15 protein-coding genes are annotated in these 15,145 nt (G+C 49.2%); 9 read left to right on the forward strand and 6 right to left on the reverse strand.

Going from position 1 to position 15,145, the window contains the following annotated elements; genetic code table 11:
- Positions 1 to 3: 3 nt before the first annotated feature.
- On the reverse strand, positions 4 to 1,962 hold the full coding sequence (locus IEY24_RS22990; RefSeq protein ID WP_229222910.1) for a M23 family metallopeptidase: 1,959 nt from the start codon (positions 1,960 to 1,962) through the stop codon (positions 4 to 6).
- A gap of 54 nt (positions 1,963 to 2,016) precedes the next feature.
- Positions 2,017 to 2,628: a fumarylacetoacetate hydrolase family protein gene (locus tag IEY24_RS22995; protein ID WP_188936440.1), complete on the reverse strand. Its 612-nt coding sequence runs from the start codon at positions 2,626 to 2,628 to the stop codon at positions 2,017 to 2,019.
- A 239-nt stretch (positions 2,629 to 2,867) separates the two neighbouring features.
- Between IEY24_RS22995 and IEY24_RS23000 the strand changes: the two genes are divergently transcribed.
- From IEY24_RS23000 to IEY24_RS23010, 3 genes are all read left to right on the forward strand, one after another.
- Entirely contained in the window at positions 2,868 to 3,515 is a 648-nt protein-coding gene (locus tag IEY24_RS23000; RefSeq protein ID WP_188936442.1) for a C40 family peptidase, read from the forward strand.
- A gap of 119 nt (positions 3,516 to 3,634) precedes the next feature.
- Complete coding sequence (locus IEY24_RS23005; protein ID WP_188936444.1) at positions 3,635 to 4,855, forward strand: hypothetical protein; 1,221 nt, start codon at positions 3,635 to 3,637, stop codon at positions 4,853 to 4,855.
- On the forward strand, positions 4,852 to 6,504 hold the full coding sequence (locus IEY24_RS23010) for a DUF8832 domain-containing protein (protein WP_188936446.1): 1,653 nt from the start codon (positions 4,852 to 4,854) through the stop codon (positions 6,502 to 6,504). The genes IEY24_RS23005 and IEY24_RS23010 overlap by 4 nt, the downstream gene beginning before the upstream one ends.
- A gap of 4 nt (positions 6,505 to 6,508) precedes the next feature.
- Here the strand turns inward: IEY24_RS23010 and IEY24_RS23015 are convergent, their stop codons facing one another.
- Positions 6,509 to 7,165 (reverse strand): HAD family hydrolase, encoded by a 657-nt coding sequence (locus IEY24_RS23015; protein ID WP_188936448.1) that lies wholly within the window; start codon positions 7,163 to 7,165, stop codon positions 6,509 to 6,511.
- 246 nt (positions 7,166 to 7,411) lie between these two features.
- On the opposite strand from IEY24_RS23015, the gene IEY24_RS23020 reads away from it, so the two are divergent.
- A complete protein-coding gene (locus IEY24_RS23020) occupies positions 7,412 to 7,864 on the forward strand; it encodes an RNA polymerase sigma factor (RefSeq protein WP_188936450.1) in 453 nt (150 codons plus the stop codon).
- A 12-nt stretch (positions 7,865 to 7,876) separates the two neighbouring features.
- Positions 7,877 to 8,338: a hypothetical protein gene (locus IEY24_RS23025; RefSeq protein ID WP_229222912.1), complete on the forward strand. Its 462-nt coding sequence runs from the start codon at positions 7,877 to 7,879 to the stop codon at positions 8,336 to 8,338.
- A gap of 73 nt (positions 8,339 to 8,411) precedes the next feature.
- Here the strand turns inward: IEY24_RS23025 and IEY24_RS23030 are convergent, their stop codons facing one another.
- Positions 8,412 to 8,882 carry a Dps family protein gene (locus IEY24_RS23030; protein WP_188936452.1) on the reverse strand — a complete coding sequence of 157 codons (471 nt, stop codon included), beginning with the start codon at positions 8,880 to 8,882 and terminating at the stop codon, positions 8,412 to 8,414.
- 204 nt (positions 8,883 to 9,086) lie between these two features.
- Between IEY24_RS23030 and IEY24_RS23035 the strand changes: the two genes are divergently transcribed.
- From IEY24_RS23035 to IEY24_RS23045, 3 genes are read left to right on the forward strand one after another with little or no spacing between them, the layout of a single operon-like run.
- The gene (locus tag IEY24_RS23035; protein ID WP_188936454.1) at positions 9,087 to 9,476 is read left to right on the forward strand and encodes a hypothetical protein; all 390 of its coding nucleotides are present in this window, start codon (positions 9,087 to 9,089) and stop codon (positions 9,474 to 9,476) included.
- 60 nt (positions 9,477 to 9,536) lie between these two features.
- Positions 9,537 to 10,034 (forward strand): 2-C-methyl-D-erythritol 2,4-cyclodiphosphate synthase, encoded by a 498-nt coding sequence (gene ispF, locus IEY24_RS23040; protein WP_188936455.1) that lies wholly within the window; start codon positions 9,537 to 9,539, stop codon positions 10,032 to 10,034.
- 35 nt (positions 10,035 to 10,069) lie between these two features.
- On the forward strand, positions 10,070 to 11,209 hold the full coding sequence (locus IEY24_RS23045; RefSeq protein ID WP_188936457.1) for an amidohydrolase family protein: 1,140 nt from the start codon (positions 10,070 to 10,072) through the stop codon (positions 11,207 to 11,209).
- Between the two features lie 6 nt (positions 11,210 to 11,215).
- On the opposite strand, the gene IEY24_RS23050 is transcribed toward IEY24_RS23045, so the two are convergent.
- A complete protein-coding gene (locus IEY24_RS23050; protein ID WP_188936459.1) occupies positions 11,216 to 12,334 on the reverse strand; it encodes a tetratricopeptide repeat protein in 1,119 nt (372 codons plus the stop codon).
- Between the two features lie 138 nt (positions 12,335 to 12,472).
- On the opposite strand from IEY24_RS23050, the gene IEY24_RS23055 reads away from it, so the two are divergent.
- Entirely contained in the window at positions 12,473 to 13,714 is a 1,242-nt protein-coding gene (locus tag IEY24_RS23055) for a M16 family metallopeptidase (RefSeq protein WP_188936462.1), read from the forward strand.
- A gap of 68 nt (positions 13,715 to 13,782) precedes the next feature.
- Here IEY24_RS23055 and IEY24_RS23060 read toward each other — a convergent pair whose 3' ends face one another.
- Positions 13,783 to 15,075 carry a M16 family metallopeptidase gene (locus IEY24_RS23060; protein WP_188936464.1) on the reverse strand — a complete coding sequence of 431 codons (1,293 nt, stop codon included), beginning with the start codon at positions 15,073 to 15,075 and terminating at the stop codon, positions 13,783 to 13,785.
- Positions 15,076 to 15,145: the final 70 nt, after the last annotated feature.

Raw genomic sequence — 15,145 nt, forward strand, 5'->3', positions numbered from 1 at the left:
AATTTATCTTTTGCGTTTTCTGGTTTTCTTAGGTTTAACAACCAGATCTACCAATTCGGTTTGCAAGATAGTACTATTTCCCGCCCTATCCGTCACTTCCAACACCAGTTCTCCTTCAAATGGCTGAGTATCATCCAGTTTTTCCGACCAGATATAGCCCTTTTTGAAATCATAATTCAACAAAACCCACTGACCGTTCACCAATGCCTTGAAATTCGCAATCCCCGACATGCCGTCGCCTACGTACCCGCGTATGCGATGCTTGCTATGCTCGACGAGCCGTACCCTTGGAGGTACCGTATCGCTCTGAACGACAAACGTGCCGAGCTCGCGCGTATCGAAACGGATCATGTCGCCGTCCCATTTCCCGCCCAGAAAGCGGTAATCGCCGTTCAGGTAGCGATACATGAAAGTCCGGGACTTATCCTCCGGCAGCTTTTCGGGCGTGAGAGCGACGTGGATGTAGTCGTTCAATGCAGTACCCCGGTTATTAATGGTTAATGCATTAAAATTCCGCTGCCCCATCAGGAACAGCGTGTCGAACAAGCTGGTATTCTCAAAATCCACAGACCATTTGGCCTCTTTGAATGACGAGACAATGCCCGGCATCACCTGACTCCGCAGAAAGGTCTTCACCGTGGTAGTGCCAATTTTCACGGAATCCGGCATTTCTTTCCTCAAATCAGTCAAAAAAACCGCTGATTCGCCTGCGTACAGGTTAGGCGCTTTCCTCTCTTCTTTTCCTTTAATATAAAATGTCGCCGACGGTTCCTGGCTGCGGTAGTATTTCGCTTTAACTACCAATGTATTCTCCCGGATTTCGGTTTGCACATATTCCGGGTTCACCTCGGTATTGAACACCGGCAGCGGGGGGTTTTGCGGCTCGCCCTTAATATTAAATATCAGCTCCGAGAAGTTTTCATAGGAATCCGAGATGCGCACTTTTACCTCGTGGCTCAGAGTATCTGCGATATTCAACTTCCCGTTGATCGCATTGGTTTTATATAAATTAAACTGATTCCCGTCGGGAACGTAGCATTTCAGGAAACGCTGGCCGGTCGCCTGCTCCGTTTCGTAGTCGATGAGGTTGTTATAATCGCGGGTCGAGGCATTGGGGAATACTTCAATATTGTAAGAAAACACTTCCTGCCCGTCCATTTTAATTTCGATGCATTGTAACCCGTAGCGAAAACCGGTGCCGGTCATCTGGTCGAACGCGATAAGATCCAGGCCGACAATGCCCGTGGCCGAAACCTGTTCGGGCAAACGCCAGGTGCCGTCTTTCAGTTTGACAGGCGCGTAAACCCTTCGATCAAACTGCCCGTTGACGCGCCCATTAATATCCATGGGACGAATGGCCAGGTTCACGAATTTCGGCGGTGTAACATCTTTGATTTCGTTAAACCCGAAATACAACGGATTGAGATAATTATCCTTCGAATCGCGAACCTCAAAGTGTAAGTGCGGCCCCGCTGAACCGCCCGTATTCCCGGAAAGTGCGATTACCTCCCCTTTCTTGAATACAAACTGGCCTGCTTCCGGGAAGAGGTCTATTTCAAATGTCTGCTTTTTATATTGTTCCTGCCGGACCCACGTCGCCAGCGGATCACTGAATTTCAGCAAATGTCCGTAAACCGTCGTTTGTCCATTCGGATGGCGCAAATAGATTACGTTACCATAGCCGGTGCGCTGCACAGCTACTTTATAAATATAACCTTCTGCTGCCGCGTAAACGGGCAAGCCCTCACGCTGCTGCGTACGAATGTCGAGCCCGGCATGAAAGTGATTGCTGCGCAAATCACCCAGGCCGCCTGCCAGTGAGTTGGGCAACCCCGGACGGATCGGAAACTGGTAATAACCCTTTGGATACGATTGCTTTTGGGCCAAAGAATCCTTTGCAACACCTGCTAAACCCAATACAAACAACCCTGAACGGACAAATGCCCGAAAATAATGACGCATGAAAAAGTGCATGAATAGTCGGTAGCCCCGACCGGATGATATGAAGAGTACGGTTTACTTAACGAACAGTTCGAGCATCTTCTTGCCTTCAATCGAGGCGGTCAGCTTGTCGCCGACCTTCACCGGACCAACGCCTTTGGGAGTGCCGGTGAAAATCAAGTCTCCTTTTTTGAGCATGAAGAACTTAGAAACAAAGGAAATCAGGTAATTGATGCGGTAGATCATCATCGACGAATTGCCGTTCTGCCGCGTCTCATCATTCACATCGAGGCTAAAATTGACGTTCTGAATGTCCGCAAAATCCGAAACCGGAACAAATTCCGAAACAGGTGCCGAGCCGTTGAATGCCTTCGCGAGCTCCCAGGGAAGCCCTTTGGCCTTCAGCTCGGATTGCAGATCGCGGGCAGTGAAGTCGATCCCGATCCCGATTTCACTGTAATATTTTTGAGCGAACTTCTCTTCGATGTTTTTCCCCACTTTATCGATCTTTACCACAAGCTCTACTTCATAATGAACATCTTTTGAGAAATCGGGATAATAAAAGTCATCTCCGAGGCGGATCTGTGCGGTTTCAGGTTTCAGAAATATGACCGGGGAATCGGGTGTCTGGTTGTTCAGTTCGGCGATATGCTCTGCGTAATTCCGGCCTACACAAATAATTTTCATCAGGGGTAAATGCTAATTTAAAAGGAATGAACATCAGGGACAAAGCTACTTACAAAGCCGGGGCCTCACAATATTTGTCACAATTTTTCAGCCCGAATGCAGTTAAAATAGAAATGCGACGGTTAGTGCCGACGTCTCGTCGGTGCACGCTAAGATCCGGCGTTCCGTCGGCGAAAACGCTCACAAAAAAAAATTAAGCTATTTTTGAACTCAGTAATCAGGCCATATTCCGCTTACGCATGAAGAAGTACCTTTCCCAATCCCTTTCTTGCACCATTTTTACAATCCTGATCACTACATTATTATTCTCCTGCGACGTATTCCGCACAACACCCGAACGCCATAGTTCATCACGCAGTACAGCCTCACGGGGACGCACTTCTCCGTCCCGCAGGCCGCCTGCCCGCAAACCGGTGGCAAAAGCTCCTGCCAGAAAACCTGCGCCCACGCGAAGCACCACCCCTGCCTACTCCCGCCCCGGCTCTGTCAATACAGCGAACATCCCGGAGGTCGTGCAAATCGCGCGTACCTACACCGGCACACCCTACCGCTCGGGCGGCAACGACAAAGACGGTATCGACTGCTCCGGCCTGATCTGCCAGGTATATTCCGAAATGGGCGTTAAAGTGCCCCGCATTTCGTGGCAGCAATCCGAATTCGGACAGGAAGTGGGCAGCGTAGCCGAAATTAAACCCGGTGACTGGCTCTTTTTCGTACCTGAGGCTGGCAAGGAAGGTTACGTATCCCACGCAGGCATTGTCACCGACGTCCGCGGAAGGGACGAGATCATATTTATCCACGCCTCCACCTCGCGCGGCGTACGTGAGGACAACCTGTTTTCGACCTATTTTAAAGGGCGTTTCGTAAAAGCCATGCGGCCATTTTGAGTCCGGCCGGCCGTTCACTAACCCTGCCTGCGTAAAATTGAATACAACCATAGGGGTAGCATGGAATATGATTGTCCTTTTCGAAATTTGCAGTCATAACTCAGTTTCCTCTCCGCAACATGCAAAACCCCATTGCCCCTCCGCCTCAGTACGGCGACCGGACTTTAACCATGCAGGCCAGTCCGGGTATTCCCGTCTACATTTACGCCACCGTTTTTGCTTCATTTTGCGTAATCACCGGACTCATCTGGGACATTTGCTGGCACATGAGCATTGGCCGCGACGGGTTGCTATCGCCGCCGCACCTCGTTATTTACCTGGGCGCCGTAGTGGCAGGACTGTTTTCGGGTTATGAGATCTTGAGAAAAACATTTTGGGGAAGTGATATTGAAAAAGCGGCCAGCGTCAAAATCTGGGGCTTTTTTTACAGTTCGCTCGGGTCGCTGTTCTGCGTTTGGGGAGCGCTGTCCATGCTTACCTCCGCTCCTTTCGACGATTGGTGGCACAATACCTATGGTCTCGACGTAACGATCCTCTCCCCTCCGCATACTGTGCTCATTCTGGGCATTATCGGCATCCAGTTCGGCGCGATGATCAGTGTCATTGCAGTGAAGAACCAGATGAAATTGCTCGGCAGTTTTGGCCAGGGAAAGACGAAGGCATTAGACAAAACACTTTTCTGGCTATTTGCATTATCCGCCGGCTTTCTGCTAACCATCTGGTTCACGTTAATATCCGAGGAATTGGGTAGAATGCGCACGCACAAGTCGAGCTACTACATATTTGCCGGGGCTGCATTTCCATTGCTGCTGATAGCCGTTGGCAAGGCCGTTTCGCACAAATGGGCCATTACAGCCGTCGCCGGCGTTTACACTGCATTAATGCTCGGCACACTATGGATCATTCCACTTTTCCCTGCCGAGCCCAAACTTGGGCCGATCCTGAACCATATTACCCACTATCAGGGCTTTCATTTCCCATTGCTGCTGCTCGCCCCGGCCGTTGTGATCGATATCCTTCGGTACCGCTTCGCGCATTGGAATGATTGGAAACTCACTTTGCTGCTTGGCATCGCATTCCTGGTCGTATTTTTTGTGGTTCAATGGTTTTTCGGCGGATTTCTGATGGAATCGCCCTATGCGCGTAACTGGTTTTTCGGGAGCCATTACTGGTATTTCGGGAATGATCCGAACTGGGAGTACCGCTACAAATTCGGCCGCTGGATGGTCGAGGAAACGCCGGCACTGCTCAAAGGGTTGGGCATTGCACTGGTATTAACATTAATCTCAACCCGCATCGGATTGGCGTGGGGCAACTGGATGCACAAGATTCAACGATGAAAAAATATCTGTACCTCATTCTCTTATTGCTGCAAAGCGTAGCCTCGTATGCCCACGTGGGCAGCGCGGGTGTGCAAATGCAGGCGCAGGCCGGCTCGTACAAGGTGCTTGTAAGCATTACACCGCCGGATGTTATTCCGGGAACCGCGCAGGTTTCGGTTTTTATTGAATACGGCGAGGCTCGGAAAGTGTCGGTCCGGCCGATTTACTTTTACTCGGGCGACAAAGGCGCGCCTACTTCCGATCCGCTGGCGCCTGTTGCGGGCCAGAAGGGCCAGTTCCAGGGAGCGGTTTGGCTCATGGAACCAGGTTCGTCGAGCGCACAGATCAGCATTGAGGGTATCCAGGGAGATGCATCGTTGATCATCCCCATCGTTGCCGTTTCAACCGCGGAACGCGATATGCCCAAAGGACTTGGTATCAGCCTCAGTATTCTCGGATTACTGCTTTTCCTGCTCATGATCACGACCATCGGTGCCAGTGTGAGCGACGGCCTTTTAAAGCCCGGCCAAAGCCTTACTCCGGCCCAGAAACGGAAGCGATGGATCAATATGGGCATCGCCACGGCCGTATGTTCATTGATTTTGTATGGCGGAAGCAGCTGGTGGGATAGCTGGGCCGCCGAGTACAAACAGTGGTTGTACAAGCCGTTGAAAGCCAAAACCGCGATCATCGAAGCAGATTCCCAACGGGTTTTTCAACTAAAAATCGACACCACCAGCTGGGACCACCGGATGAAAAGAAGTATGCTGAGCACATTGATCCCGGATCATGGAAAGATCATGCATACATTCCTCGTGCGCACGCCTACACTCGATGCATTCGCGCACGTCCATCCCGACCGCAAAGACAGCCTGACATTTGAAGCTGTATTGCCTGATCTGCCGGCCGGAAAATACCTGGTTTACTCCGACATTGTACAGTACTCCGGTTTTGCCGAAACGATCGTCGATACGCTGGTGATCAATACCAAACCGTCAAAACGCGTAAGTAAGGCACTGTCAGAAGACGATACCTATATTATTACAGATCCGCTAGATACGCCCGGCAAGGTGCCGATGGGCGAAAATGTTGTCATTTGTGGAAAACCCGGAACCAAAACTGTGTTCAAAGACGGCTCCTATGCTATATGGGAGGGCAAGCCGGATAAGGCGCTCGAAGCCGGAAAACCTTATCAGCTTAATTTTGAAATATTCAACCCGGACAACAGTCCCTGCTTCCCGGAACCCTACCTGGGAATGCTTGGGCATGCGGTGATCGTACGCTCCGACGGTTCGGTTTATATTCACCTGCACCCGAGCGGCTCCTATTCGATGGCCGCCGGCCAATCGTTTGAAAACCGAATTTCGGATACTGCCCACGTAGCCAAATGGCCCCAAGCCAACGTTTTCCGCGATAGCATCGACCAGCACCTGGCCAATTTAAAAGCCATGCCGACCATAGACCGCGAAATATTCCTGATGAAGGAAATGGGCATGTATAACGTCACCGAAGGCGGCATGACCGGCATGGATCACGCTACCCGCATTTCGTTCCCCTACGCATTTCCGAAAGGCGGCCAGTACCGGATATTCCTTCAAATCAAAAGAAACGAAAAAGTGTTGACCGGTGCCTTCGATGTGAAAGTTACCGATCCTGTCACATTGTAGCGTTTCAGAAGAGCGCAGCGATCTTTTCGTAAGAGAGGTCGCTGTAATCGTTTATATACAGGTTGCAGGGCGGCAATTCCTCCCGCGTGTGCGAGCTTAGCACGCCTACCACACGCATACCTGCATTGAGTGCTGCCGAAACACCCGAGAATGAATCTTCAAATACAACACACTGGTCCGGACTAACTCCCAGGTTCCTGGCGGAGGTAAGGTATACTTCCGGATCGGGCTTGTGCTTTTTCACATCTTCGCTCGCCAAAACAGAGCCTAGCATCTCTTGAATAGGCACTTTACTCAGAATGAGGTCCAGGTTGGCCCGTGGTGCAGACGTAGCGACTCCGAGTACCGCCCCATTCGCTTTCAAATCGTGCATAAACCCGACAATGCCTGTGATAGGCTCGACATAAGGCTCATACAATTCACGGAAAAGCCCTTCTTTTTCCTCTTCCATTTTCAACAACTCCTCTCCTTCAACCACGCGCTGCAAAAAGTGGCTTAAAATGTAGCTGTTACTTTTTCCGTACATGTGCTGGGCAAATTCCTCTTCGGTAGGAGAAAGGTTTCGTTTCGAAAAAAACTCGCGGAATGCACGGGAGTGGTAGGGGTTTGTATGGACAATCACCCCGTCCATATCAAAAATGACTGCTAATTTCTCTTTCATCCCGCAAAGTTAACATCGGATAATCTTCCTGAAAATGAAATGCAGAACTAAAAATGAATACAATCATTGAAATAGTTTGATAACTTAAATTCAAACTTTTTATAACCAGGTGACATTTTTACTAACCATTCTATTAAATTTACCTGCAATGGCTCACACTACTTCTTCAAAACATCCTTAAATTCAACGTTATAATAAAGGCCTCCCGAATTACCCGATCCAATTTCCGATCAATTAATTGCGTATATGAATGAATTAGAACGAGCAGGCAATGGAGTCGATAGTCGTGCACTTTCGAAGCCAAAAACGCTCACTTCCCTTGAAGTGTATGATCAATTCGGGGCCATGGCGTATGGCATTATACTACAAATCCTGCCTCAGGTGCATTTGGCACAAGAAGTACTGGTAAGTGTATTTTCATCCCCGCAATTACAGTCCTGCAATAGTTATCCCTTTACTTTTGCCGCATGCGTGATCAAGCTGGCGCGGGCCAAAGCAGTGGAGGCGAAGCGCAAACTGACCGCTCTTGCACCCGCGGGAGCCGAGTATGCACACGGCGACGCCTCTCCGCAAATCATTTTTGACCTCGCATTCCGCCAGGGGTTCACACCCGATGAGGTGGCAGGCAAGTTGAACATATCGAAGGCCGAAGTGCTTCGTTCTTTTCACGAGTTTTTCAAATCATATCGCAACGCATAAATATTACACACATTGAGCAAACAGGAATTTATCGAGAGCGGTATTCTCGAATCACATTTAATGGGACTCGCCAACGAAGAAGAACAGCAGCTCGTTGCGGAAATGATGCTGTCGGACCGTAAAATGTCCGAATATGTAAATGAACTTGAAGTAGATATCAAAAGCTACTTTGCGGAAGGGTCGGTGCCGCCGCCCGACGCTGTGAGGGAAATCATACTGCTGAGAAGCATCCGTGAGAAAAAGGGCCGGAGCAGCTACGATGTGGGAGAAACCGTCGATGCGAAGCAGTTCCTCGATGTAGAGGTGAACGACACGCACATAAAAGTGCACAAGTTTTGGCGCCCCGCATTTATTGCCGTTTTCATTCTTTCCAAAATATTCCTGATCGCCGGTTTGTATTTCTATTTCAAATCGGTAGCACAGCAGGAGGAGATCGAAAAGATCAAAACTGAAATGCAAGTGAACAATAAATAAAAAATATTAACCTGTACACACGAAAGCCGGCGGACATTGCGGTCCGACCGGCTTTTTCCATTCTCTGGCCATCCTATTTCAGGAATGCGCGAAGCATCCAGGCCATTTTCTCATGCTCTCTCAATAAGCCTGTTACGTAGTCGCTCGATCCGAGGTCTTTGTAGGTATCCGCGAACTCGGTTACCAACGGGCGAAGGAGGCGAATGATCGTCTCATGGTCGTCGAGCAAATTTTGCAGTTGGGTCTTCGGTTCGGTCGTGTATTCCGGTTCGAGCAAGTCGGTCAGTTTCAGAATATCCACCAGGCGGGCTTCCGAGTAGTGGCCGATGGCGCGGATACGCTCTGCGATGTCGTCCAGGATCACCTGCAATTGCTCGTATTGCCCTTCAAAAAGCTTGTGCAATTCGAAGAAATTCATCCCGCCGATATTCCAGTGGTAGTTACGGGTTTTGGTGTAAAGTACAAACTCATTGGCGAGCAACTTGTTCAACTGGTAGGCGACGGCCTGAGTATGCTCGTCCGATATTCCGATGTTGGTTTTCATGCGTCTTTATATTAGGTATAGTTGATTGTGTTGATTCATATACGTAACCAAAGCTAATCGGTAAAAAGTTGCTCTGCATGTCAAAGATTGCGTTTTTAATGACTTTTTTAACCACAGGAAAATTGCTGCACGATATATCGTTACCAAAGCCCTGTTCTTCCGTATAGGTAGGAAAGAATTGTTATATTTGTTAACCTGTCTTTTATGAAAGACAGCGAAAGAATCAGTAATCTGGAAGAGATGCTCGCCGAAATTCTCATGCGCCTCGACCGCGTCGACGCCGAACTTGTACAACTGGGTAAGGGACAATCTCAAACGATTGGCCGGATGGACACGTTGGAAGAAAACATGCGAGACCTGGCCAAACACATGTTTCGGCTTAATGACCGGCAAACACTGGTTGAGGAGACCATGCGCGACATTTCAGCGACAAACAGAATTATCTTCGAAAGAATGGCCACCAAAGATGATCTGAGATCGATGGCCACCAAAGATGACCTGGCTAAACTTTTCGAATTCATGATGGATCGCTTCGATAAAACAGATGCCCGATTCGATGATATCCGTAAGCGCCTGGATGATCTTGGAAGGTAGAGAGACGGCGACAGGCCAGATAGCCTAAAACCATAGTTATTTATTAGTTTTCAGTATATTATGTTCCCATTCCGCGTAGGCCAGGGCTACGATGTTCATCAATTGGTAGAAGGCCGGCCGTTCTGGCTCGGCGGTATTTTGATCCCCCACACACATGGTGCCAAAGGGCATTCCGACGCCGACGTGGTTTGCCACGTAATGTGCGACGCGCTCCTCGGTGCAGCCAATCTCCGCAATATTGGTTACCATTTTTCCGACAAGGACCCGCAATGGAAGGGTGTCGACAGTAAAATTTTGCTGGCCAAAGTCCTGGAAATGATCCGGGAAAAAGGATATGAGGTCGGAAATGTAGATGTGACGATTGTTTTGCAAAATCCGAAGCTCAATCCGCATATTCCGGCCATGAAAAGCTGCCTGGCCGAGGTTACCCGCATTTCAGAAGAAGATATTTCGATCAAGGCAACCACCTCCGAGCATCTGGGTTTTGTAGGAAGGGAAGAGGGCATTGCCGCGCACTGTGTTGCATTGATCTATAAACCCGGAGCATTTCCGGGGTAATGCTTAGCCAACGATCCTGTTTAAAATAGATTTGCATGAAAAAAGTACTACTGTTCCTCTCTGTCGGCATGGGCATCACCTTCTCCGCCTGTGCACAGCAACAATCTGCGCCGCTTGCCGAGCAGCCGCTCGGTTTTGAAGAATACGACCCCATTTCCACGCTCAAAGTGGAAGAACACCCGCTGAAAAAAGCAAAATTCCCGTTTATCGACGTGCATAATCACCAGTATCAGATGCCCTCGCAAGATCTGAAAGCGCTGGTGAAGGAGATGGACGCGCTGAATATGGGCATAATGGTCAACCTCAGCGGCCGCGGCTGGTCGCAGGAATGGGCGGAGGGAACGGCTACATTGAAAGGCTCGCTGGAAAACGTGGCCAAAAATGAGCCGAAGCGCATTGCGGTATTTACGAACCTGCAATTCAAAGGCTTCGGCGAAAAAGATTGGTCGGCGAAGGCAGTAAAACAATTGGAGGAAGATGTAAAAATGGGCGCCAGAGGTTTAAAAATTTACAAAAGCCTTGGTTTTGCGGGTATTAAGGACGACAAAGGCAACCGCGTGCCGGTGAGTGACCCGAGGTTGCAGCCGGTTTGGCAGAAATGCGGCGAGCTGGGTATTCCGGTGCTGATCCACACTGCGGACGTGCCCTCTTTCTGGGACCCGATGGACCGCTATAACGAGCGCTGGCTGGAATTGAAAACCCACCCGGGCCGCAAGCGAGGCCTCAACGATCCCATCCCATTCGACTCGCTGATCGCCGAGCAGCACCACATTTTCAAGATGAACCCGAAAACGACGTTCATCAATGCACATATGGGTTGGTATCCCAACAACCTCAAAAAGCTCGACAGCCTGATGATCGCTTTCCCGAATATGTATGTGGAAATAGGTGCCGTAATAGCCGAGCTGGGCCGTCAGCCAAGGGCAGCGAAGAAGTTTTTTGATAAATACCAGGATCGCGTCCTTTTTGGAAAGGACAGCTGGGTACCCGCCGAGTATGCTACTTATTTCCGCGTGCTGGAAACCGAGGATGAATATTTCCCCTACCACAAAAAATACCACGCATTCTGGCGCATGTACGGCATGGGGCTGTCCGACGATGTATTGAAAAAGCTCTACTACAAAAATGCCCTGAGAATTATCCCAGGGCTAGACAAAAGCCTTTTTCCTAACTAGCAAGTCTCATTTGAATGCCTTGGCTTCGCGGATGACCGAGCGATATTCCGCTTTGCCAAGGCATTTTTTATAATACTCCCTGGCTTTGGCCTTGTTACCCGCCCGCGCGGAGATGCGCGCAAGGCCTGCGTATGCAAATGCGTGATACTCTTTCGTGTATTGATCGTCGTGCGGTGTTTTGAGTGCAGCCAGGTACTCTTTTTGAGCAGCAGCGTCATTTTTTCGATCCTTTTCTTCTAAAATTCCCTGAAACGTCCGCCAGGCTGCGGGGTAAAAACCCGTATTTTGCCTGCGTAGAAGCTGCACACCTTCATGCGCCTCCTCGTATTTCCCCGAAAGCAATTGTGCTTCCAAATGTTTCATGAGATAAATAGGGTTTCGCGGATACAAATCCACAAGCTTTTCCATGTAAAAGGCCGCCCTTTCCGGCTTGGCTTCGTATTTCAGATAAATATGTGAAATATAAAAGCAAGATTCCGCTTTGGTAATTGTACCCACCTTTGTGGCAGTATCGATCTGCTTTAAACCCAACGCTTTATCCCCGTTCTTGAAGAAAACCAGCAGTGGCTTCACGATCGGATGCTCTTCCGGGTATACTTCCACATAATAATTATACATTCCCGAAGTGAAGTAGAACTCCGGGTTTTTATTCAGTAATTTAAATCCCTCAACGAAAGCATTATACGCCTTTTTACCCTCCCCTGCCGCTGCCATCATTTCCCCGCGGTAATTGTATATCATCGCCATATAACCTCTCGCGACCATCGTGTAAAAGACCGCCTCCGGATCGAGGCTGTTCTTGCCGTAGCGTTTGTTGATCGCTTCCAGGCATTGGTCGAGTTTCTGGATGTACTCCTTCGATTTGGCGGGGTTATCCTTGATAGGCAGGTATTTCCAGTACAGGATGAACGAATCGAGGATGTAGGAAACCGGGTGATTGGGATACTTTTTCTCGACCTGGTCTATGATCTGGACCGCCTCATCGAACTCGTAATTATATATTTTATCGAGACTGTTCTGGATGTTTTTTAATGAAACGGGGTCATTAAGTATTTGTGCGTGGGTCTGGATCGAACATAAGGCAAGGAAAACCCATAGGCACAGGGAACGAAGTGTAATTTGCATGGCTTTCAACTCAAATTGGTTTGGTGGTATCCCAGCTGAACAGTAGCTTTGTTTATAACCCATAATTGAATGCGCGGGTTTCGGCCTCCGGTTTTATTTTGGCCAAATTATACCTATTCAACTTCCTTTTTTGACCATATGATTCGCTATAAGCAGTTTACACTGGGTAATGGCCTTCGGGTATTTGTCCACGAAGACTTTTCGACACCCATGGCTGCGGTTAATATCCTGTATAATGTAGGCTCCCGGGATGAAGACGAAGAACGCACCGGCTTTGCGCATTTGTTCGAACATTTGATGTTCGGCGGCTCCAAAAACATCCCCAGCTACGATATACCCGTACAGAATGTGGGCGGCGAAAACAATGCATTCACCTCCCCGGATATCACCAATTACTACATTACATTACCGGCAGATAATGTAGAAACGGCATTCTGGCTGGAATCGGACCGGATGCTGAGCCTGTCGTTCGACCCCAATGTGCTCGAAGTGCAGCGCAAGGTGGTGATCGAAGAATTCAAGCAACGGTACCTCAACCAGCCCTATGGTGATATGTGGCTGAAATTACGGCCATTAGCCTACAAAACACACCCTTACCGCTGGGCAACGATCGGTAAGGACATTGGTCATATCGAACGTGCTACGATGGACGATGTGCAGGATTTCTTCTTCCGCTTCTACCGCCCCAACAATGCAGTGATGGTGGTGGCAGGTGCGGTAACATTTGAAAAAGTGCGCGAACTGGCCGAAAAGTGGTTTGGAAGTATCCCCTCCGGGCCGGCTTATGTCCGCAACCTTCCCGCCGAACCGGTACAAACCGAAGCAAGGCACCTCGAAATTTCAGCCGCGGTCCCGCTCAACTCGCTGATCAAGGTTTTCCATATGCCCGGCCGGTATGAGCCCGGCTTTTATGCAGGGGATTTGCTGGGCGATGTGCTGGGAAGAGGTAAATCATCACGCTTATATCAGAAACTGCTGAAAGAACGCGCACTGTTCAACAGCATCGGTGCCAGCATCATTTCTTCCCTCGACCCCGGCCTGCTGATGATCAAAGGGAATCTGAATCCTGGCATCACATTAGAGGATGCCAATACCGCCGTGGATGAAGTTTTACAAGAGATCGTTGAAAATGGTGCTTCGGAAGAAGAAGTAACGAAGGTTAAGAACCAATCGGAAGCATCGATTGCATTTTCGGAAGTGGAGCTGCTCAACCGGGCGATGAACCTGGCATTTGCGGCGAATGCAGGCAATGTTGATTGGGCCAACAGCGATGCGGAAATCATCAGGGCGTTGACCACTAACGATATTAATAATGCGGCAAAAACCATTCTGAGGCCAGAAAATTCGTCAACGCTATATTATCGGGCGGAGACGAAATAGCTTCAAGCATTATGAAAAAAGCGCTCCCATGCCAGGCGAGCGCTTTTTTCATTAAATAACTTTGAAACTTAATCCTCTGGCAGGAAGGTCAGATAGCTGAAATTTTGCTCATCGAACAGCTCCATCGCGATTTCCTGCAATTGAGAGGCTGTGATCTGCTCTATTTCTCCAAAAATTTCCGGTAAGGAATCGACTTTCCCCGTATCCAGAATGCTTTTAGCCATCATGAGCATAAAACTCATATTGCTTTCTTCCGACATGGCCAGCTGGCCCATCAGCTGCACTTTCGTCTGATGCAGCTGCAGCGTCGTAAGTGGCACCTCCCTGATCCGCCTTAATTCTTTGTTGATCAGCGAAATACTTTTATTTAATTGTTTTTTCTCGGTACCAAAGAATATGCCCGTGAATCCTGTATCAAGGTAAGGCGTGTAATTCGCTTCGATGGAATATACAAAACCATACTTCTCGCGCAGCGATAGGTTGAACCGCGAGTTCATCCCCGGTCCGCCCAGCAGGTTCACCAGCATAAAAAACGGCAAACGACGCTCATCCAGCAATGAGTAAGCCGGCTGGCCCATTGCACATTGCGCCTGCTGGATCGGGCGCTCACGTTCCAGGCGAACAGGTGTGTAAATCACCGGTGCATTCCGTTTCCTGTCAGTAGTGCGATGAGGCACGCCGCCCAGGTACTTCTCTGCAATGCGAATCACCCTCGAAAACGGCAAACGGCTCACCGACGATACGACAATCCGCTCGGTATCGATATTATGGTTGATAAATTCGTACAAATGGTCCCGACCGAATGAATTGACCGTTTCGGCTGTCCCGAGAATATTATTTCCTAATGCATGGTCAGGGAAAATCAACTGGTCGAAATCGTCCTGAATGGCGTCCTCCGGCGAATCGACATACATTGACATCTCTTCGAGAATCACATTTCGCTCCCGCTCGATCTGCTTGTCGGGAAATACGGAATGGAAAGTGATATCGGCCAGCAAATCCATTGCCTTCTCGAAATGATCATCGAGTACGGAGGCATGGAAGCAGATTTTCTCCTTGGTTGTATAGGCATTCAGCTCGCCACCCACATTTTCGAGCCGGTTAATGACGTGGTAGGAGCTTCTTTTTTCGGTTCCCTTGAAAGCCATATGCTCCCAGAAGTGGGCCAGGCCTTGCTGATGCGGCAATTCATCGCGGCTGCCGATATCGAGCATAATGCCGCAATGCGCTATTTGCGTGTAAGGAACCTGCTTATGTGCAATGCGGATCCCGTTGGCCAGCGTGTGTATCTGATATTCTTCGGCTGTTGAAAGGGAGGATGCTTTGGGGTTACCCCGTTTGCGGACATTGTTTCTCTTCATTCCTTTTTAACACAAAATAGCCACCAATAATTTTCGGTGGTATCCGCAAAAATACGGACTTTTGCCCGGA

This window comes from Dyadobacter endophyticus (assembly GCF_014641595.1).
In the GTDB taxonomy this organism is placed as follows: Bacteria; Bacteroidota; Bacteroidia; order Cytophagales; family Spirosomataceae; genus Dyadobacter; species Dyadobacter endophyticus.